The following is a 20,812-nucleotide window of genomic DNA, read 5'->3' on the forward strand; positions in this document are numbered from 1 at the left end:
GGGGGTGCCACGTCGCGCACGTGGTTCTGGCGGGGGATGAGGAGTGCGGAAGTCGAACCAACTTTTTCAGGAGGATTTTCTATGCCTACACAAGTTACCATGAAAGACCTGCTGGAAGCAGGCGCCCATTTTGGCCACCGCACCCGCCGGTGGAACCCCAAAATGCGCCCCTACATCTTCACGGAGCGCAACGGGATTCACATCATTGACCTGGCGCAAACGCTCGAAGCCATGCAGCGCGCCTATGAAGCCGTGCGCGACGTGGCGGCTGATGGGGGCTATGTGCTCTTTGTGGGCACGAAGCGCCAGGCGCAGGACATTATCGCCGAACAGGCGCAGCGCGCCGGCATGCCCTATGTCAACGTGCGCTGGTTGGGTGGCACGCTGACGAACTTCCAAACCATTCGCAAGCGCGTGGAATACATGATTGAATTGGAACGCCAGCGCGCGAATGGGGAACTTGACCACCTGCCCAAGAAAGAGCGGCTGAAAATTGACCGCCTGCTTGAAAAACTGGAACGCCGCGTGGGTGGTTTGCGCAACATGGAAACGTTGCCCGATATGCTCTTCATCGTGGACCCCAACCGCGAACACCTGGCGGTGCACGAAGCGAACATCTTGGGCTTGCCCATCGTGGCGCTGGTGGACACCAACTGCGACCCCGACCCCATTCAGTATGTGATTCCGTCCAATGATGACGCCATTCGTACCATTCGGCTGATGACCTCGTACATCGCCGACGCGATCATCGAAGGCAAGCAGATGCGCGAATCGGCTCTGCTTGAAGAAATTCGCGCCGAAGCCGAAAGCGCCCTGCCTGAACAGCGCGTCTTCACGCCCGAGGACGAACCCGACTATGCCGATTTCGATCTCTTTGATGAAGACGAGGAAGAAGAAATCCTTGTGCGCCGCCGTGGGCGTGGGCGTGCTGGTGAAGAAGATGATGAAATCCGCCGTGTGGATGCCAAGCGTGGCAAGCGCAAGCCGCGCCAGCGCACCCACAAGGATGAAGCCGAAGACTAAACCAATCGGAAGTGAGGGAGAACCGTGGCTGAAATTACCACTGAAATGGTCAAAGAACTGCGTGAACGCACCGGTGCTGGTATCCTGGAATGCAAGAAGGTGCTCCAGGAAACCAACGGTGATATGGACAAGGCGATTGAATTGCTGCGCGAACGCGGTATCGCCAAGGCTGCCAAGAAAGCCCACCGCGTGGCGATGCAGGGCGTCATTACGTCCTACATCCACGCCGGCAATCAGATTGGCGCCATGGTCGAACTGAATTGCGAAACCGACTTCGTGGCGCGCACGCCGCAATTCCAGGAACTCGCCTACAACATCGCTATGCAGATTGCGGCAACCAGCCCGCAATACGTCTCGCGCGAGGATGTGCCCGCCGAAGTCATCGAAAAAGAAAAAGCCATCCTCATGGAGCAGGCGCGCCAGGAAGGTCGCCCTGAGCACATCCTGGAACGTATCGTGGAAGGGCGTCTCGACAAATTCTTCCAGGAAGTCTGCTTGCTCGAACAACCCTACATTCGTGACCAGAGCGTGACCATCCAGGACCTCATCAAGCAGCACATTGCCCAGTTGGGTGAAAACATCGTTGTGCGCCGCTTCTGCCGCATGGCGGTGGGCGAAGTCGAAGGCTAATCAGCGCATTGTTGACGACCGGCGAGTCCTCAGGCTCGCCGGTCTTTGTTTGCCCAAAGCCCCCTTTTGACGTACTCTATTCCAAACCACAGTTGGAGAGCAACCCATGTCCCAGTTGAAATACAAGCGCATTTTGCTCAAACTGAGTGGCGAAGCCCTCGCCGGTGAAGGCGGTTATGGCATTGACCCGGAACGTGTGCACGAGTTGGCGCAAAAAATTAAGCGCGTGCGCCATCTCGATGTGCAGGTGGCGGTTGTCATTGGTGCAGGGAACATCTGGCGTGGCCAGATTGGCATGCGCCATGGCATGGACCGCGCGACCGCCGATTACATGGGCATGTTGGCGACCGTCATCAACGCCCTTGCCCTGCAAGACGCGCTCGAACAGATTGGCTGCGATACCCGTGTGCAAACCGCCATTGAAATGAAAGCCGTCGCCGAACCGTATATCCGTCGCCGCGCCATTCGCCACCTCGAAAAAGGGCGCATTGTCATTCTGGCGGCCGGCACAGGCAACCCCTACTTCACCACCGACACGGCCGCCGCCCTGCGCGCCATGGAAATTGACGCCGAAGTCCTCATCAAAGCCACCAAAGTTGACGCCGTGTACGACCTTGACCCCAAAGTCAACCCCAACGCGCGCCGCTACGAGCACCTGACCTACCTCGACGCGCTCAATATGCGCGTCGGTGTGATGGATTCAACGGCGCTCAGCCTGTGCATGGACAACGATTTGCCCATTGTGGTGGTTGACTTGTGGGGTGAATCGAGCATCGAGCGAGTGGTGCTTGGCGATGACATCGGAACGCTGATTAGTTCCTGAAGACGCAAGAACACAACGATGCAAGGAGAGGCACTATGTACCGGGAATTTTTGAAGGACGCCGAACAACGTATGGACAAAGCCGTTCAGGCGCTTGACCATGATTTGCGTAGTTTGCGCACAGGACGTGCCACACCAGCCTTGCTTGAACGTGTCAAAATTGATTACTACGGCGTGCCCACGCCGCTGACCCAGGTGGCGTCGGTTACGGTGCCCGAAGCCCGCATGTTGCTGATCAAACCGTGGGACCCCGGCACACTGAGCCTGATCGAACGCGCCATCCAGGAATCTGACCTGGGGCTCAACCCCAACAACGATGGGCAAGTCATTCGCCTGGTGTTGCCCCCCTTGACGGAAGAACGCCGCCGCGAATTGGTGAAGGCTGTGCATCACCGTGTTGAAGAAGCCCGCATCGCCATTCGCAATATTCGCCGCGATGTGTTGCACGACCTGGAACAGTTGAAAAAGGAAGGCGAAATCAGCGAGGACGACTTCTTCCGCGCCAAAGAGGAATTGCAGGAATTGACCAATAAGAAAATCAAGGAAGCAGAAGAAGTTGGACAGGCGAAAGAAGAAGAAATCATGGAAGTGTAGGCAAGCGCATGGGACAAGAGATGAGCGAACAGCCGTTTGATTTGCCCCCCGAAAAAATCCCGCGCCATGTCGCCATTATCATGGACGGCAACGGGCGGTGGGCGCAACAACGCGGTTTGCCTCGCTTGGCGGGGCATCGTGCCGGAACGGACAATTTGCGCCGCATCCTGGAAGCATGTGTCGAGTTTGGCATCGAAATCTTGACCATTTACGCGTTCTCGACCGAGAACTGGAACCGCCCACCGCGCGAAGTGCGCGGCTTGATGAGCATTTTGGAGCGTGTCATTGACCGCGAGTTGGAATCGTTGCATGCGCAGGGGGTGCAGATTCGCCATATTGGACGCATGGAAGGTATCGAGCCCCGTTTACAGAAGAAAATTCGCAAGGCGGTGGAATACACCAAAGACAACGACCGCCTGATTTTGAATGTCGCGTTCAACTACGGTGGCCGCGCCGAGATTTTGGATGCGTGCCGTCGCATTATGAAAGAAGGGCTCGATCCTGATACGCTCGACGAAGAAACGTTCAGCCGCTACCTCTACACCTACCCGTGCCCGGACCCCGACCTGGTCATTCGCACGGGCGGAGAGTATCGTCTGAGCAATTTTTTGCTCTGGCAAGCGGCGTATTCCGAAATTTATTCGACACCGACGTTTTGGCCAGACTTCGACAAAGAAGAGTTGCGCAAAGCCATTCTCGAATACGCTCGCCGCGAGCGCCGCTTTGGGCGTGTGCCGCAAAAAGCGTAAGCATGGCGCGCGCAACAATTTGAGGAAGCAGTCTTCATGCGAACTCGCATCGTTAGCGCCCTGGTCTTGATTGCTCTCATAGCCCTGCCACTCTGGCGGGGCGGTTTTCTGTTTGCGGGTCTTGTCTTTGTCGCTACATTGCTGGGCACGTGGGAATTCTTGCGCATGGTGTTGAAAACGCGCTATCAGCATCTGCTGCTGCCGGCCGCCGCCGCGTTGCTGGCTTTTGTGAGTGGTGCAGCGCAAGGCGATCTGGTCGTGGTGGCGCTGGGGCTCTCTGTGCTGGTCTTGGGGGGGCTGGTTTTGCAACTGGCGCTTGATGACTCCCATGACAAAATCCGTGAATGGAGCACCCTCGTCGCCGCCACGCTCTATCTCGGATGGCCCAGCATGTTGCTTGTGCTCCTGCGCAATCGTGAAGATGGGTTATGGTGGGTGGTGCTGGTGGTCATTGCCACGACCGCAACAGACAGCGGCGCCTATTTGACGGGGCGGATGTTTGGTCGGCACCTCTTTTCGCCACGCTATAGCCCGAAAAAGACATGGGAAGGCGTCTTTGGTGGTGTTTTCACGTGTATCGGTGCTATGCTGGTGTATGGCACACGTGTGCTTGCGCTGGATTGGCGCTTGACCATTCTCATCGGTGTTGCTTTATCGCTAGCGGCTGTGTATGGCGATTTGGCGGAAAGTATGCTCAAACGCCGTGCGGGCGTGAAGGATAGCAGTCATCTCATTCCTGGGCATGGTGGGGTGCTCGACCGTGTGGATAGCCTGATTTTCGTGACCACTGTGGCGTTTTTCCTTACCTACTGGTTGGGGTAAGGTCTCACTCACGGCATCGAGGCTTGCAACGCGCACGGTACAATGCCCATGAATTCCAATAATCTGTTGTTAGAACTGCTCAACCGATTGAATTTGGCAATTTCAGCGGCGAATTTGCTGCTGACATTTTCGCTGTTCGTTTACATCGTCACGCATAACTTCCGCAATTCCGCCGCCCGCGCGTTTGCCGCTTTGCTGGGGTTTGTCACCATTGTGAATGGCGTGGATGTGGTGATTGCCCAGGTCAATAACCCCGAAGCGGCGACGGGCTGGCTCAAATTGCAGTGGATTGGCATCGCGATGGTGCCCGCCGCCTACCTGCATTTTAGCGACGCGCTCTTGCGCAGCACGGGCAATGTCTCCCGTTTTCGGCGCTGGGCGACCGTCGTGGCGTATGCCACAGGTGGGCTCTTTTTCATCCTCGTTTGGACAACCGACCTGATTGTAGACCGCGCGGTTGCTTACGCACCGTGGGCGACCCAACTCACCGCGGGTCCCTTCTTTTGGGTTTTCGTGGCGTACTTCTTCATCACCTCGGCGTGGGGCTTTGCCAACACGCTGTGGGCGCGCCAACGCGCCTTGACGCCCACCTCACGCCGCCGCATGACCTACCTGGTGGCCTCGTTCGCCGCGCCCGGCCTGGCGGTTTACCCCTATTTGTTGCTGGCGAGTGTGCCCGCCCGCTTGCCGCCGATGGTGATTATCATCCTGCTTCTGGTAGGCAACATTGGGGTTGGCACCATGATCGTCGTCATGACGTACAGCGTGGCGTATTTGGGCGCACTCGCACCCGACCGCGTCATCAAACATGATTTGGTGACGTACATCTTCCAGGGGCCCCTCCTTGGGCTTTTCGTCTTGACGGCGGTCTTGTTGTTGCCGCCGCTGGAAGAGTGGTTGGGGCTTCCACGCGAAACCGTGCTCGTCTTCATCATCGTGGGGGGGATTATCTTCTACCAGGTGATTTTGGAGTGGCTCAAGCCCGTGTACGACCTGCTGGTTTACCAGCGCGACCGCTCCGAAATTCAACTGTGGCGGGCGTTGCGCGACCGCATGCTCACCGCCAGCGACATCAATCAAGTGCTGGAAAACATTCTCACCTCGATTTGCGATTTGCTCCGCGTTGAGCACGGTTTTGTGATTGTGCTGGATGAAGGGCGCTTTTCGGTGGCGGCGTCTTCGGGCGACCCCAGCGTTGCCCAAGCGTTTCTCAACGCTTTTGACTTGACCGAACTGGCGGGGTTGAACGGCGACATTGCAGCCGACGACCTGACAACATGGCCTGAACGCCACGGCTTGCGGCTCTATCCGCTCCGCTCGCAAGATGGCGCGTTTCTGCTGGGGTTGCTGGCCGTGCAAATGCCCACCCAGTTGGGCGAAATGAGCGACCGCGAACGCAACTTGCTCGACCGCTTGCTGAAACAAGCCCAAATCTCGCTGGAAGACCGCCATTTGCAGCAAGGGGTGCTCACATTGCTGAAACAACTGCAACCCCAATTCGACAATATCCAGCGTTGGCGCACAACCGTGCCCTACACCGCGCCAACAGCGGTATTGCAGCATACCCCGCTCCAGGCCGCCGATTTTCCCCAATTTGTGAAAGACGCCTTGCGCGACTACTGGGGCGGTCCACGCCTGACCCAAAGTCCGCTCTTGCATTTGCGCGTGGTGCGCCAGCGCCTGCGCGAATTCGACAACAACCCCGCCAAAGCCTTGCGGGCGGTGCTGACCGAAGCCATGGAAGCCTTGAAACCGCCCGAAGGGCAGGCGCATAGCCAGCAGGAGTGGTTGCTCTACAACATTCTCGACCTCAAATTCATTCAAGGGTATCGTTCTCGCGACGTTGCCCAACGCCTTGCCATGAGCGAAAGCGACCTGTACCGCAAACAGCGTGCGGCCATCGAAGAATTGGCGCGTGCGATTCTGGCAATGGAGCAAGCCCTGGCGGAAGAAGAAACTCTGGCATCCGCAACCGATGAACATGCAACGGCTGACAAAAACGAAAAAGGGACGAACCAATGACGACAACGCCTTTTAGCGGATTTTACAAACTCTCTGTTGAAGAACGTGTGGCGCGCATTGCTGAATTTTGCCGCCTGTCGCCCGATGAGCAACGCATCTTGCACACATGCCTTGATTTGGAGCGCGCCGACCGCCTCATCGAAAACGTGATTGGCATTTTCGCCTTGCCGCTCGGTGTCGCGGTGAACTTCATTGTCAATGGGCGCGAAGTGGTTGTGCCCATGGCGGTTGAAGAACCGAGCATCGTGGCGGCGTGCTCGTTTGCCGCCAAACTGGCGCGCGACGGCGGCGGTTTTACCGCCGAAAGCGATCCCCCCATCATGATTGGTCAAATCCAAGTGCTGGACGTGCCCGACATCGAAGCCGCAACCCGCGCCCTGCTCGCCGCTGAGGAAGAACTGCTGGCGCAAGCCAACCGCCTGCACAAGACGATTGTGGCACTGGGGGGCGGTGCGAAGGGCATCGAAGTGCGCCATTTGCCTGATACGCCTGCGGGACCCATGCTCATCGTCCACATTTTGCTGGACACGCGCGACGCCATGGGGGCGAACGCCATCAACACCACATGCGAAGCGCTGGCGCCGCGCATTGAAGCGCTCACAGGGGGGCGCGTCAACCTGCGTATCCTCAGCAACCTCGCCGACCGCCGCCTTGCCCGCGCCCGCGCTGTCTGGACGCGCGACGCCTTTGCCGCCAGCGGATTCGACCCCGACCGCGTCATTCAAGGCATCATCGAAGCCTGGGCGTTTGCCGCCGCCGACCCCTACCGTGCCGCAACGCACAACAAGGGCATTCTCAACGGAATTGACGCCGTCGCCGTCGCGACGGGCAACGACTGGCGCGGTATCGAGGCGGGCGCACACGCCTACGCCGCCCGCGAAGGACGCTACACCTCGCTCACCCGCTTTGGGCGCACGCCCGAAGGCGACCTCTTCGGCGAAATCGAACTGCCGCTGGCGGTGGGCGTGGTGGGCGGTACGACCAAAGCCCACCCCACCGCGCAAGTGGCGCTCAAAATGCTGGGCGTGCAAAGCGCCAGCGACCTGGCGCAGATTATGGCGGCGGTTGGGTTGGCGCAGAACATGGCGGCGTTGCGGGCGCTTGCCACCGAGGGCATTCAGCAAGGGCACATGGCGCTCCACGCGCGGCAAGTGGCGCTCGCGGCGGGGGCGACGGGCGCCCTGGTGGATGAAATCGCCGCGCGCCTGGTTGCCGAGCGCAACATCCGCGTGGAACGTGCGCGCGAATTGCTTGCCGAATATGAGGCGTAGCGTGCAAACACCCACAGGCACACAAAAGGGGGCTTTATGCGATTGATTGACTTGCGTAGCGATACGGTCACCCAGCCGTCGCCCGCCATGCGGCGCGCCATGGCCGAAGCCGACGTGGGCGACGATGTCTATGGCGAAGACCCCACGGTCAACCGCCTGCAAGCCATGGCGGCGGAACTGCTCGGCAAAGAGGCGGCGCTTTTTGTGCCCAGCGGCACCATGGGCAACCTTATTTGCCTGCTGGTGCATTGTGGGCGCGGCGATGAGTACATCGTCGGCAACGCCCAGCATACCTACCTCTACGAAGCCGGCGGCGCGTCGGCGGTGGGCGCCATTCACCCCTGGGTGATTCCCAACCAGCCGGACGGCACGTTGGACCCCGCCGAGATTGAAGCGGGCGTGCGCCCCAACGACCCCCACGACCCGCGCACACGCCTTATCTCGCTTGAAAACACGCACAACCGCATGGGCGGGCGCGTTCTCCCCCCCGATTACCTCTGGCGCGTGCGCCAGATTGCCGACCGCCACGGTTTGCGCCTGCACTGCGATGGCGCGCGGCTCTGGAACGCCGCCGTGGCGCTCGGTGTGGAGCCGGCGGTGCTGGCGGAACCGTTCGACAGCCTGAGCGTCTGTCTCAGCAAAGGATTGGCGGCGCCGGTGGGAAGTTTGGTCGTCGGTAGCCGCGACTTCATCGCTGAGGCGGTGCGCAAACGCAAACTGCTGGGCGGTGGAATGCGCCAGGCGGGGGTGCTGGCGGCGGCGGGCATTGTCGCGCTGACCGAAATGCGCGACCGCCTGGCGGAAGACCACGCCAACGCTCAGCGCCTTGCCGAAGGGTTGGCGGCGTTGGGCTACCGCATTTTGCATCCCGTGGAAACCAACATCGTCATCTTTGAGCAACCGGATGAAACCGACCCCGCCGCGCGGGCGGCGCGCTGGCGTGCCGAGGGCGTGCTCATCAACCCCATTGGCGGGCGGCGCTACCGTGCGGTGACGCATTACGGCATCACCGAGGCGGACATCGAGCAGGCGCTGGATGTCATCCAGCGGGCTGAATGAGGGCGCATGCGGGCGCTTACGCTTGAGACGGTGCGCTTTTTGCTGAGCGAACGTGCTCAGCGTGCGCTGGCGCGGCTCGCCGATGAAGACCTGCGCGCGGAAAACACGCTGGCGCTTCTCACCCACCTGCGCCGCGAATTTTCACCCGACGAAGCCGCGGCGTTGCTCGACCAGGCGCGCTTGCGACGGCGGGCGGTGGGCAAATTCCCGCACGCCGACGCCTTGCTCTACACCGACGAAGCCTTGCAGCAGGCAAGCAGTCGGGCGGTGGCGACCTACCGCGCTCAACGGTTTGCACCTTTCGCCCATGTGGCAGACTTGGGGTGCGGCATTGGCGCGGATACGATTGCGCTTGCCGAAGCCGGTTGCCGCGTGCTCGCCGTCGAACGCGACCCCGTGCGGGCGGCGCTGGCGGAAGCCAACGTGGCGGCGCTGGGGCTGGCGGCGCGCGTGCGCGTGGTTTGCGCCGACTGGACAACGTTGCCCCTGGAAGGCGTTGAAGCGGCGTTTGTGGACCCCGCCCGTCGGCGCGATGGTCGGCGGCTCTTCCACGTGCAGGCGTTGGAACCGCCGCTCGACCGCATTCTCGCCTTGCGGGCGCACGTGGCGGCGCTGGCGGTCAAACTCCATCCCGGCGTGCGCGATGCGGAACTCCCGCCCGATGGCGCGCTTGAAATCATTTCGGAAGCAGGCGCATGCAAGGAAGCCTTGCTCACCTTCGGCGCGTTGCAACCCACAGCGCAACGTCTGGCAACCTGTCTGCCGGGGCCGCACCATCTGGCGGCTGAGACGCCCGCCCCCGATGTGCCCGTTGCGCCGCCGCACGGCTGGCTCTACGAACCGGATTGCGCGGTCATTCGTGCGGGCGCGGTGCGCCACCTTGCCGTTCGCCTCAACGCCGCCCTGCTCGACCCCACGATTGCCTACCTGAGCGGTGATGAAGCCGTTGAGACGCCGCTGGCACGGCGTTGGCGCATTGTGCAGCATGGCGCGTTTCACCTGAAAACGCTCAAAAAGTGGCTCCGCGCCCTCAATCCTGGCGACGTTGTCGTCAAGAAACGGGGGTTTGCGGTGGACCCGATGGCGTTTCGGCGCAAGTTGCCGCGCGGTGCGGGTGAGCAGACGTTCACCGTCTTCCTCACACGTTGCCAGGGTCAACCGTGGATGATTGTGGCGGAAGAGGCGACCTGAACGTAGTAAAAAAGGCGACGCACCCATCGCGTGCGTCGCCTTGTGGTGTGGCGGGGGTTAGTTCAGCAGTTCTTCGGCTTCTTCGTCTAGCCGTTCTTCCTCTTGTTCGGCTTCTTCATCTTCGGCTTCGTCATCAAACGGGGCAAGGTCTTCTTCCGGCGGCCATTCGCCGTAGGTGGCGCGTTCCAGCACCGCTTTCAGGTAGTAGCCCGTGAACGAGCCGGGTGTAGCGGCAACTTCTTCGGGCGTGCCCTGCGCCACAATTTGCCCGCCGCCCGCCCCACCTTCGGGACCAAGGTCAATGATGTGGTCGGCGACTTTGATGATGTCGAGGTTGTGTTCGATGACCAGCACGGTGTTGCCTTTGTTGACCAGGCGGTTGAGCACGCGGATGAGTTTGGCGACGTCGTGCGTGTGCAGCCCCACGCTCGGCTCGTCCAGAATGTAGAGCGTGCGACCGGTTGCCACACGCGACAGTTCTTTCGCCAGTTTCACGCGCTGGGCTTCGCCGCCTGAGAGCGTGGGGGCGGGTTGCCCAAGCCGAATGTAGCCCAAGCCGACGTCGTAGAGGGTTTGCAGTTTGCGCCGAATTTTGGGCACATTCTCGAAAAATTCGAGGGCTTCCTCGACGGTCATGTCCAGCACGTCGGCGATGCTTTTGCCTTTGTATTTGATTTGCAGGGTCTCGCGGTTGTAGCGCCGCCCTTTGCAGACTTCGCATTTGACATAAATATCGGGCAGGAAGTGCATTTCGATTTTGATTTCGCCGTCGCCCTGGCAGGCTTCACAGCGCCCGCCTTTCACGTTGAACGAGAAGCGCCCCGGCTTGTAGCCGCGCATTTTGGCTTCGGGCAAGGTGGCAAAGAGTTCGCGGATGGCGGTGAAGACGGTGGTGTATGTGGCGGGGTTGGAGCGCGGCGTGCGCCCGATGGGTGATTGGTCAATGTTGATGACTTTGTCAATGTGTTCGATGCCCAGAATGGCGTCGTGTTCGCCGGGGTGCGCTTTGGCGCGGTGCAGAAGTTGCGCCAGCCGCTTGTACAAAATTTCAACCACCAGGGTACTCTTGCCGCTCCCGCTGACGCCTGTCACGCAGATGAATTTGCCGAGCGGGATTTCGACGGTGATGTTTTTCAGGTTGTGTTCGCGTGCGCCTTTGATGATGAGTGATTTGCCATTGCCGTCGCGCCGTTTGGGGGGCACGGGAATGTAGGCTTTGCCGCTGAGGTAGCGTCCGGTGATGGAGTTGGGATTGTTCATGATATCTTCGACGGTGCCCGTCGCCACCACGCGCCCCCCATGTTCCCCCGCGCCGGGACCAAGGTCAACAATCCAGTCGGCGGCGCGGATGGTGTCTTCGTCGTGTTCAACCACGATGAGGGTGTTGCCGAGGTCGCGCATTTTTTCGAGCGTGCGGATGAGGCGCTCGTTGTCGCGCTGGTGCAAGCCGATGCTGGGTTCATCGAGGATGTAGAGCACGCCCACCAGCCGCGAGCCGATTTGAGTGGCGAGGCGGATGCGCTGGGATTCACCACCTGAAAGCGTGTTCGCCGAGCGGGAAAGCGTCAGGTAGCCCAATCCTACGTCCGCCAGAAAGCCGAGGCGGGCTTCCACTTCGCGCAGAATTTGGTCGGCGATTTGGCGCTGGGTGGTGGTGAGTTGGGAGAGCGTGCCTTCCTGTTCGACAACCATGTTCGGGTCAATGGTGGGGGCGTTCATCACCTCGCGCACCCAGGCAAGCGCCTCTTCGACCGACATGTTGACCACGTCGGTGATGCTTTTGCCCGCCACCAGCACGGCGCGCGCTTCGGGTTTGAGGCGTGTGCCGTTGCAGGCGGGGCAAGGGTATTCAGCCATGTAGCGCTCGATTTCGGAGCGCATGTAGTCGCTGGTGGTCTCTTTGTGGCGGCGTTCCAGGTTCGGGATGACGCCTTCAAAAACGGTTTCGTAGATGCGCATTTGCCCGTTGCGGGCTTTGTAGCGCACTTTGACGGGTTGCCCGCGGCTTCCGTAGAGAATGATGTTTTGGTGGAAGGGCGACAGGTCTTTCCAGGGCGTATCGAGTGAGAAGCCGTAGTGTTCGGCGACGGATTCCAGCAGGTTTTTGAAGAACGATTCGGTGGTGCTGGCGCGGCTCCACGGGGCGATTGCGCCCTCGTTGAGCGAGAGATCGGGGTTGGGCACAACCAGTTCCGGCGCAATTTCTTGCTTGATGCCCAGCCCCTGGCATTCGGGACATGCGCCGTGGGGTGAGTTGAACGAAAAGGTGCGCGGCTCGATTTCGCCGATGCTGATGCCGCACTGTACACACGCAAATTGCTCGCTGAAAATCAAATCGCGCGATTGCGAACGGTCTTCGGGGTCAATCACGTTGACCACGACCAGACCATTCCCCAGTTCCAGCGCCGTTTCGACGCTGTCCGCCAGGCGGGTTTCATCATCGTGGCTGTGCTCGTGCCGAATGACGAGGCGGTCAACCACGATTTCAATCGTGTGCAACTTGTAGCGGTCCAGTTCAATCTCTTCGTTGACGTCATAAATTTCGCCGTCCACACGGGCGCGCACAAAGCCCGCTTTGCGAATATCCTCAAACACTCGCTGGTGGTGTCCTTTGCGCCCCCGCACCACCGGCGCCAGAATCTGAATGCGGCTCCCGTCGGGCAGGCGTTGCAGGGCGTCCACAATTTGCTGGACGGTTTGCGACGTGATGGGACGACCGCATTGTGGGCAGTGGGGCGTCCCGACACGGGCGAAAAGCAAGCGCAGGTAGTCATAAATTTCGGTGACAGTTCCCACCGTGGAGCGTGGGTTGTGGCTGGTGCCTTTCTGGTCAATCGAGATGGCGGGCGACAACCCTTCGATTTGGTCTACGTCGGGCTTTTCCATTTGCCCGAGGAATTGGCGGGCGTAGGATGAAAGGCTTTCGACGTAGCGGCGTTGCCCTTCGGCGTAGAGCGTGTCGAACGCCAGTGATGATTTGCCGGAGCCCGAAAGCCCCGTGAAGACGATGAGTTTGTCGCGCGGGATTTCCAGGTCAATGTTTTTCAGGTTGTGAACACGTGCGCCACGTACAATGATTTTGTCCGTCATAGGTTTCACACGTCCTGTTTGGTCTTTTCAAAAAGAAACACGGCTTACAGACGAAGCCGTGAATGTGTGTGGGTCGGAATCGCACGGGGATTATAGCCACGATGCTGGTTTTGGCGAAGCGGCGATGCGGGGATTGGGGCGGTTCAGGCGGGCGAAAAGATGTGGATGGCTGTGGCTTTGAAGGCGGCTTGCACAGGCGCGCCGGGGCGCAACGCCAACGTTTCGGCGGATTGGTGCGTGATGAGCGCCACCAGCGTCATGCCGTTGCAGGCGATGAAGACGCGCCGCAAGGCGGTTCCCACGGCTTCAATCCCCACAACCGTGCCGCGCACGCTGTTCCGCGCGCTCGACGGCGGGATGGGCGCGTGCGCCGCCCAGAGCACCACGCTTTCGGGGCGCAGCCCCAGCCGCACATGTTCGCCGGGGCGAAGCGGCGCGGCAACGTCCAACGTTGTGCCGCCCACTTGCACGCGGCTCACGCCCCCGTGTGAAGCGAGTACACGCCCCTGCCAGATGTTTTCGATGCCGACGAATGCCGCCACGTCTTCATCGCAGGGGCGCCCGAACACCTCTTCGGGCGTGCCCACCTGGCGCACGCGCCCCCCAAACATGACGGCGATGCGGTCGCCGAGCATGGCGGCTTCGTCCCGTTCGTGGGTGATGAGCACGGCGGTTTGCCCAGTTTCACGCAACAGGCGCGCCAGGTCGGCGCGCAGGGTGTGGCGGGTGGGTGCGTCAAGGGCGCTGAACGGTTCATCGAGCAAGAGCAGGTCGGGTTCGGTGGCGAACGCACGGGCGAGCGCCACACGTTGGGCTTCACCACCGGAGAGCGTGCGGGCGCGGCGTTCCGCCAGGTGCGCGATGCCGAGGCGTTCCAGCCAGGTTTGCACGCGCTGCGTGCGTTCGTCTGCGTTCAGCCCGCGGAAGCGCAAGCCGAGCGCTACATTCTCGGCGACCGACATGTCGAGCAAGAGCGGCGCTTGCATGACGAGGGCGAGCCGTCGGCGGTAGGCGGTGGGGGGGCGGGGTGGCAACGGTTCGCCGCACCAGACCAAGCGCCCTTGCGTGGGGCGACGCAACCCCGCCAGCAGGAGCAGAAGCGTGCTTTTGCCTGCGCCGTTGGGTCCCATGACGACGAGGGTTTGCCCGTCGAAAATGTCGAAATGGGGAATGTCGAGCAGGGTGCGTCCGCCTTCTTCCACGCGCACACTGTGCAGGTGGACGCGGGGGCGTGCGTCCGCCGTGTGGGGGCGTGGCGGTGGAAGCGGTGCAGGCGGGCGCGGCGGCGTGGGGGGTGGTGCGGGGGGCGCGGTGTCGGGCGTGGTGCGGTGTTGCAGGGTGGTGAGCGCAAAGGTGACCAACCATGCCAGCAGAAGAAGCAACAGCCCCAGCGCCATGGCGGTGGCGAAGTGTCCGCGGCTTGTTTCAAGCACAATGGCTGTGGTGAGCACGCGGGTTTGGTGGGCGATGTTGCCCCCTACCATCATGGAAGCGCCGACCTCGGAGAGCGCCGCACCAAAGCCCGCCATGACCGCGGCAAGGATGGGCAAGCGCGCTTCCCACAGCAACGTTGCGACCAGTTGCGCGGGGGAAGCACCCAAGCCGAGCAGTTGCCAGCGCAAGCGGGGGTCCAGGTGTTCGAGCGCGGCTTGGCTCAACCCGATGATGAGCGGCAACGCGAGCAGGGATTGCGCCAGAATCATGGCGGCGGGGGTGTAAATCAACCCCAATGCACCCAGGGGACCACTGCGCCAGAGCAAGAGCGCCACCACCAGCCCGACGATGACGGGGGGCATGCCCATGCCCATGTTGACCAGGCTGATGAGGAGTGTGCGCCCACGAAAACGGGTGAACGCCAGCAAGGTGGCAATCGGCAACCCCACTAGCAGGCTGAGCAGGGTGGCTGTGCCGGAAACAAAGAGCGTCAGCCCGGCAATCTCGCGGATGGCGGGGTCGCCGCTGAGGAGCAGGCGGATGGCTTCGGTGAGTCCGTCAAGAAGTGTCTGCATGGCTTACGGTTGAACGGCGTCTGGAATGAAGAGCGGCTCGCCGTAGGTTTCGACGCCGAACGTGCGAATGAGGGCTTGTGTGTCGGGGGTGGTGAGAAAGGCGGCAAAGGCGCGTGCGCCTTCAACGTTGACGTTGGGGTGGGCTGTGGGGGAAACGATGATGACGTGATACGGGTTGAAGAGCCGTCGGTCGCCTTCAACCAGAATGTCGAGCGCCAGCGTGTTTCGTATAGCCAAAAATGTACCTCGGTCGGCAAGCGTGTAGGCTTGTTTCTCCGACGCAATGGTGAGCGTCGCCCCCATGCCTTGCCCGGTCTCGTTGTACCACGTCGCCCCCTCAGGCGAGATGCCCGCTTCCGCCCAGAGCGCCCGTTCTTTCTTGTGTGTGCCCGAATCGTCCCCGCGCGAGATGAACCGCGCCCCTTGCGCTGCGATGTGTTGGAGCGCCGCGATAATCGAACGCCCGCGTATGGACGCGGGGTCGTCGGGGGGACCGACAAGCACGAAGTCGTTATGCATGACGGGGAAGCGCGCCATGCCATGCCCTTCGCGCATGAAGGCTTCTTCGGCTTCGGGCGCGTGAACGAGCAGCACGTCGGCGTTGCCGTCGCGCCCCATTTGCAGCGCCGCCCCCGTGCCGACGGCAATCATCTTCACCCGATACCCACTTTGGGCTTCAAAACGGGGGATGAGCACGTCGAGCAAGCCGCTGTCGCGCGTGCTGGTGGTTGTCGCCAAAAGCACGTCGCGCTGTGCGGCGGTACGTCCTGTGCAGGCGGTCAGCACCAGCACGCCAAGCAACACGAAAAGAAACCCGCCAGGCGTTCGCCCACCTGGCAGGTTTTTTGCCCATCCACGCACTTTTTCAAACTTCTTCAATGCTGTACTCCACAATCACAACGTCGGGACGCTCGCGCTCAACCCACGCCACCACTTGTTCCAGCAGCCCTTCGGCGTAGCGGTAATCGTTGCTCACAGTCACAAAGCAGAGCGTGGCTGAACCGACAACATCCTGCAACTCCATTTCCGCAGCGGCGACATTGAAATGCTGGCGCACACGGTTGACAATGTGTTTGACGATGCTCCGCTTCTCTTTGAGCGTGCGCGAGGGCAAGTCGAGTTCAAGCCAGCATGAGACGATTGGCATACCACCCTCACAACAATGATTTGACTGCGCCGCCGTCCACCTGAATGGTAGCCCCCGTCACAAAACTGGCGCGTTCGGAGCAGAGGAACGCCACCACGTCGCCAAACTCCTCAGGGCGTCCAAGGCGTCCCATGGGAATGGTGCTCGTCCAGCGTTGGCGGGCTTCTTCCCATGAAATGCCTTCCCGTTCCACGGCGGCTTGCATGAGGTGTTGCAACCGTTCCGTTTCAATGGGACCAGGGCAGATGTTGTTGACGGTGATGCCCTTGGGCGCGAGAACATTGCTCAGCGTTTTGGCGAACGCCACCAATGCGGCGCGTGTGGCGTTGCTGAGCACGAGCGTGTCAATCGGCTGTTTGACCGACATGGACGTGATGTTGACGATACGCCCCCATCCGGCGCGTTCCATGTCAGGCACAGTCAGCCGAATGAGCCGCAACGCGCTGAAAAACACCTGGTTGAATGCGGCATGCCATTCTTCATCCGTAAAGTCAAGCGGCATGCCTGACGGCGGTCCGCCGTTGTTCGTCACCAGAATGAGCGGCGCGCCCCACGTCTCGCGCACGGTCGCCACCAGCCGCTCAATCTCTTCGGCGCGGTTCAAATCAGCGACAACCGGCAGAACGTCCGCCCCCGTTTCGGCGCGAATACGCTCGGCTGCGGCGTTGACCCGCTCTTGCGAATGAGAGCAAATCGCCACACGCGCGCCTTCCTGCGCCAGACGGTACGCTGAGGCGAATCCCAAGCCACGGCTGGCAGCGGCGACAAGCGCCACTTTGCCCTGAATACCAAGGTCCATAGCCTGCTCCTTTAGTCTGGTGGTTGGTGGGTCTCTGCGTGGGGATTATATGCACGCCTTCTCTCCACACAAAGCCGTATTCCACTTTGTTGCACGTGCTTTCATCCAAAAGTAGCAATTTGTTCGTATCAACGGGTAGATGTATGCTCCCAAGAGAGTGGCATGGTGAAAAAACCGAGGAATTGCCTATGCAAGCCCGCCTGCGTCCCGTAGCGTATAGTTTGCTCTTGTTGCTCCCGACCTGGGTGTGGCTCTTCTTCACACTCGTCCCCGCGCTGGACGTGCGTTTTGAGAACCGTCTTCTGCATTTCTACCTGGTTTCGTACACCAGCCTGTTGATGGCGCTCAGTGGCTGGTTGCTCTTCATCTTCCTGCACGATGTGCGCAACGTGCGCCTCTTCTGGATTTTGCTGGGGAACGCCCTGCTGGCGAGTTTCTTCCTCGTCCACGGCTTGACCACCCCCGGCGCACTGCTTGCCGGCTTCAACCCATCGGTTGCATGGTCTGTTGGGCTGGCGGTGCTCAGCGCGACCCTCTGCTTCTGGGCGGCTGTTCTGGTCTCGCGCCCCGCTTTTGCGGCATGGACCGAGCAGCACCAGCGCGCCATTTTGGCGACGGCGGTGGGGGCGTACCTGCTCTGGCTGCTGCTCACCTTTGCCGCAGATGATTGGCTGCTTGACCTGTATGCCCGACTTGGCGACGTGCTGACGCGCTTCATCGAATGGAGCACGCTTGTTCTGCTGGCGGGGTTGCTTGTGGCGGCGTTGCGCCTGATTGGTGAGCGCGCCACCGCCCAGCGGCGCATTCTGCTGGTGGCGGCGCCGCTTCTTTTGCAAACCTTGCTCATCGAACCCAACGCCCCGCAATGGCAACTCTCCTGGTGGATGTTCCATGTCTGGCTGTTGGTCTTCTTCGTTGTCTCGGTGCTCATTCTGCTGAACGAATACGAGAACCTGCGCCGATTTCGGCTTCTCCCCTACTACGCGGTGTTTAGCCTGGCTATCATCGGTTTCCTCACCATCGTGCTTTCCGAAAGTGTCTTCCGTCTGGCGCGCGATGTCTTGCTTGAACAGGCGCGCGCCGAAGCCGAAGACCTGGGTGCCCATTTGGCGGTTCTGCTCAGCCAGCAGGTGGATTTGGAGATGTTGCGCGGCAACACCGAAACGCCCGGCAGCATGGCGGATATGGTCTTGAAGCAGGTTGAAGGGTTGGGGCGGGTGCGCTTGCTCAGCCTTGCCGATCCCCAGGGACGTGTTCTCCTCAGCACGAACCACCAGCAAATTGGGCGGCGACTCCCCCTTGACGCCCCTTTGACGACGCCGTCGCACACCTTCTTGCCCGTGGGCGCGCCAATGCCGTCGGGGGAATACGGCGACCTTGCGCCAAGCGAAGCGCCGCTTTTGCAGTCGGTGTTGCCGGTGCAAATAGGCAACGATGCCGCGCTCATGCTGCTCATCACAGACGTGAGCGGGCTGATTCAGCGCGCCGAGCGCCTGCGCTGGCGGATTGTGGGAACGGGGGTCGGGTTGATGCTGGTGTTGTTCACAGCGTTGCTGGTGCTTGTCTATCGCGCCGATACATTGCTCGAAAAGCGTTCGGCGGAACTGCGCCAAGCGCTCGATTCACTCAAACGCGCCGAACAAGCCCGCCTGGACCTGACGCGCATGATTGTGCACGACTTGCAAAACCCGCTCAACGTTATTCTGGGCACGCTTGAAATGGTGCGCGAAGGTGTTTTTGGCACATTGCCGGATGAACTGGATGCGATGCTGGCACGCGCCGAGCGCGCCAGCCATTCCATGTCGCGATTGGTCAACGATATGCTGGAAATTGCGCGCCTCGAAAGCGGCTCTTTCACGCCGCGCAAAGAGGAGATTCACGTGCCGGCGTTGCTGCAAAACGAAGCCGATGCGTTCCGCCACCGCGCCGCGCAAAACGGCACCGACATTCACGTGGAAGCCGACCACGACTTGCCACCCGCTTATGGCGATGCGGGGCTTCTCACGCGGATTGTGGACAACCTGCTGAGCAACGCCATTCGCCACACCACCGATGGCGCAATTACCCTGCGCGCATTCGTGCATGATGGCTTCATGCATGTGCAGGTCGCCGACACAGGCGAAGGCATTCCCCCCGACGAACTCCCCCACATTTTCGATCGCTTCCGCCAGGGCAAAAATCGGCGGGGCAGTTTGGGGTTGGGGCTGGCGTTTTGCAAAATGGCAACCGAAGCCCAAGGGGGGCGCATATGGGTTGAAAGCGAAGTGGGGCGTGGAACGACCTTCACCTTCACCATCCCCCTGACGCCGGCGCAGCGCCTGGAAGCCCACCCATGATGAACGTTTCGTGCATTTGGCACTTTGTGGTATGATGAGCCTATCTCAACGCCGCCTTGTGCGGCGTTGTTTCTGTGTCAAGCCCAACTCTCAAGACTTCGAGGCAGAGCGATGAAAATCGGCATTATTGGTTTACCAAATAGTGGCAAGACGACCGTCTTCAATGCGTTGACGCGCGGCGAAGCCGAAACGGCGGCGTTTTCGGGCGGGCATTTGCAAATCAACACCGCCGTGGTGGATGTGCCCGATGAACGGGTAGACCGCCTGAGCGCCATGTACAACCCGCGGCGTACCATCTACGCGCAAGTGACCTACAACGACATTGCGGGCATGACCAAAGGGGCGGGGGAGCGCGGCATTAGCGGCCCCTTGCTCAACGCCATCAGCGCCAACGACGCCCTGCTGCACGTGGTGCGCGCGTTTGAAGACCCCAATGTGCCCCATCTGGATGATACCATTGACCCTGTGCGTGATTTCCACGCGCTGGAAGATGAATTGGTGCTCAACGACCTGATTACCGTTGAAAAGCGCCTGGAACGCTTGGCGGACGAACTGCGCAAGCAAAACCTGCAAAAAAGCGCCCGCGAAGCGCTGGAAGAGGAAAAAGCCTTGCTCGAACGCCTGCGCGACCATCTCGAAGCGGGACACCCCCTGCGCGAACTCGACCTGACGCCCGAAGAAGAGAAGCGCATTCGCAGTTTCTCGTTCCTCTCGCAAAAGCCCATGCTTGTTGTCATCAACCTGGGAGATGAGCAACCCGAGCCTGATTTGAGCGCCTACCGCATTGGCAAACGCGCCATGATTACCACGCTCCGCGGGCGATTGGAAGCCGAGCTGGCGGTGATGGAGCCCGAAGAAGCGGCCGAGTTTCTGGAAGAGTTTGGCATTGAAGAACCCGGCTTGAAGCGCGTCATTCGCATGAGCTATGACCTGCTCAACCTCAAAACCTTCTTCACCGTTGGGGAAGACGAAGTCCGCGCCTGGACGGTGCCCGCCGACGCCACCGCTCCCGAAGCGGCGGGCGCGATTCACAGCGACTTACAACGCGGCTTCATTCGCGCCGAAGTGGTGCATTACAACGATTTGATTGAAGCGGGGAGCATGGCGGAAGCCCGCAAGCGCGGATTGGTGCGACTGGAAGGCAAAGAGTACGTCGTGCAGGACGGCGATATTTTGAGCATTCGCTTCAACGTCTAACCGCAACGTCTCGCCAACGAAAACGCCCTGTCAGGTGTGCGTCTGACAGGG

16 protein-coding genes and 1 pseudogene are annotated in these 20,812 nt (G+C 60.7%); 12 read left to right on the plus strand and 5 right to left on the minus strand.

From position 1 onward, the window contains the following. Positions 1-81: 81 nt before the first annotated feature. The 10 genes and pseudogenes from rpsB to SE16_RS01905 form a co-directional block, all read left to right on the plus strand. Positions 82-900 (plus strand): annotated as a pseudogene (gene rpsB / locus SE16_RS01860) (30S ribosomal protein S2); the annotation flags it as partial. Positions 901-1,047: 147 nt separating this feature from the next. Continuing rightward, positions 1,048-1,653 (plus strand): translation elongation factor Ts, encoded by a 606-nt coding sequence (gene tsf / locus SE16_RS01865; RefSeq protein WP_054492585.1) that lies wholly within the window; start codon positions 1,048-1,050, stop codon positions 1,651-1,653. Between the two features lie 106 nt (positions 1,654-1,759). Continuing rightward, on the plus strand, positions 1,760-2,476 hold the full coding sequence (gene pyrH / locus SE16_RS01870; protein ID WP_054492586.1) for a UMP kinase: 717 nt from the start codon (positions 1,760-1,762) through the stop codon (positions 2,474-2,476). Between the two features lie 35 nt (positions 2,477-2,511). Beyond that, positions 2,512-3,069: a ribosome recycling factor gene (gene frr / locus SE16_RS01875; RefSeq protein ID WP_054492587.1), complete on the plus strand. Its 558-nt coding sequence runs from the start codon at positions 2,512-2,514 to the stop codon at positions 3,067-3,069. A gap of 8 nt (positions 3,070-3,077) precedes the next feature. Next, the gene (locus SE16_RS01880; RefSeq protein WP_161804498.1) at positions 3,078-3,818 is read left to right on the plus strand and encodes an isoprenyl transferase; all 741 of its coding nucleotides are present in this window, start codon (positions 3,078-3,080) and stop codon (positions 3,816-3,818) included. Positions 3,819-3,854: 36 nt separating this feature from the next. Beyond that, positions 3,855-4,640 (plus strand): phosphatidate cytidylyltransferase, encoded by a 786-nt coding sequence (locus SE16_RS01885; protein ID WP_054492588.1) that lies wholly within the window; start codon positions 3,855-3,857, stop codon positions 4,638-4,640. A 48-nt stretch (positions 4,641-4,688) separates the two neighbouring features. Further along, positions 4,689-6,662: a histidine kinase N-terminal 7TM domain-containing protein gene (locus tag SE16_RS01890; RefSeq protein ID WP_160316958.1), complete on the plus strand. Its 1,974-nt coding sequence runs from the start codon at positions 4,689-4,691 to the stop codon at positions 6,660-6,662. Continuing rightward, positions 6,659-7,933, plus strand: a complete 1,275-nt coding sequence (locus tag SE16_RS01895; protein ID WP_060687124.1) for a hydroxymethylglutaryl-CoA reductase, degradative — start codon at positions 6,659-6,661, stop codon at positions 7,931-7,933. Before SE16_RS01890 ends, SE16_RS01895 begins: the two co-directional genes overlap by 4 nt. 36 nt (positions 7,934-7,969) lie before the next feature. Beyond that, a complete protein-coding gene (gene ltaE, locus SE16_RS01900) occupies positions 7,970-8,992 on the plus strand; it encodes a low-specificity L-threonine aldolase (protein WP_060687126.1) in 1,023 nt (340 codons plus the stop codon). A gap of 6 nt (positions 8,993-8,998) precedes the next feature. Then, complete coding sequence (locus SE16_RS01905) at positions 8,999-10,183, plus strand: class I SAM-dependent methyltransferase (RefSeq protein WP_054493941.1); 1,185 nt, start codon at positions 8,999-9,001, stop codon at positions 10,181-10,183. A gap of 57 nt (positions 10,184-10,240) precedes the next feature. Here SE16_RS01905 and uvrA read toward each other — a convergent pair whose 3' ends face one another. From uvrA to SE16_RS01930, 5 genes are all read right to left on the minus strand, one after another. Continuing rightward, complete coding sequence (gene uvrA, locus SE16_RS01910) at positions 10,241-13,273, minus strand: excinuclease ABC subunit UvrA (RefSeq protein ID WP_082374419.1); 3,033 nt, start codon at positions 13,271-13,273, stop codon at positions 10,241-10,243. Positions 13,274-13,416: 143 nt separating this feature from the next. Continuing rightward, positions 13,417-15,282 carry an ABC transporter permease gene (locus SE16_RS15235; protein WP_082381960.1) on the minus strand — a complete coding sequence of 622 codons (1,866 nt, stop codon included), beginning with the start codon at positions 15,280-15,282 and terminating at the stop codon, positions 13,417-13,419. A gap of 3 nt (positions 15,283-15,285) precedes the next feature. After that, positions 15,286-16,161, minus strand: coding sequence for a substrate-binding domain-containing protein (locus SE16_RS01920; RefSeq protein ID WP_200907344.1), 876 nt, complete (start codon positions 16,159-16,161; stop codon positions 15,286-15,288). Then, on the minus strand, positions 16,148-16,429 hold the full coding sequence (locus tag SE16_RS01925; protein ID WP_054493418.1) for a DUF503 domain-containing protein: 282 nt from the start codon (positions 16,427-16,429) through the stop codon (positions 16,148-16,150). The genes SE16_RS01920 and SE16_RS01925 overlap by 14 nt, the downstream gene beginning before the upstream one ends. A 7-nt stretch (positions 16,430-16,436) precedes the next feature. After that, positions 16,437-17,228, minus strand: a complete 792-nt coding sequence (locus SE16_RS01930) for an SDR family oxidoreductase (RefSeq protein ID WP_054493419.1) — start codon at positions 17,226-17,228, stop codon at positions 16,437-16,439. Between the two features lie 188 nt (positions 17,229-17,416). On the opposite strand from SE16_RS01930, the gene SE16_RS01935 reads away from it, so the two are divergent. Together SE16_RS01935 and ychF are read left to right on the plus strand one after the other, a co-directional pair. Next, entirely contained in the window at positions 17,417-19,564 is a 2,148-nt protein-coding gene (locus SE16_RS01935) for a sensor histidine kinase (RefSeq protein ID WP_060687128.1), read from the plus strand. Positions 19,565-19,675: 111 nt separating this feature from the next. Continuing rightward, positions 19,676-20,761 (plus strand): redox-regulated ATPase YchF, encoded by a 1,086-nt coding sequence (gene ychF / locus SE16_RS01940; protein WP_054492628.1) that lies wholly within the window; start codon positions 19,676-19,678, stop codon positions 20,759-20,761. The last annotated feature ends 51 nt before the right edge of the window (positions 20,762-20,812 follow it).

The organism is Ardenticatena maritima, from assembly GCF_001306175.1.
GTDB lineage: Bacteria > Chloroflexota > Anaerolineae > Ardenticatenales > Ardenticatenaceae > Ardenticatena > Ardenticatena maritima.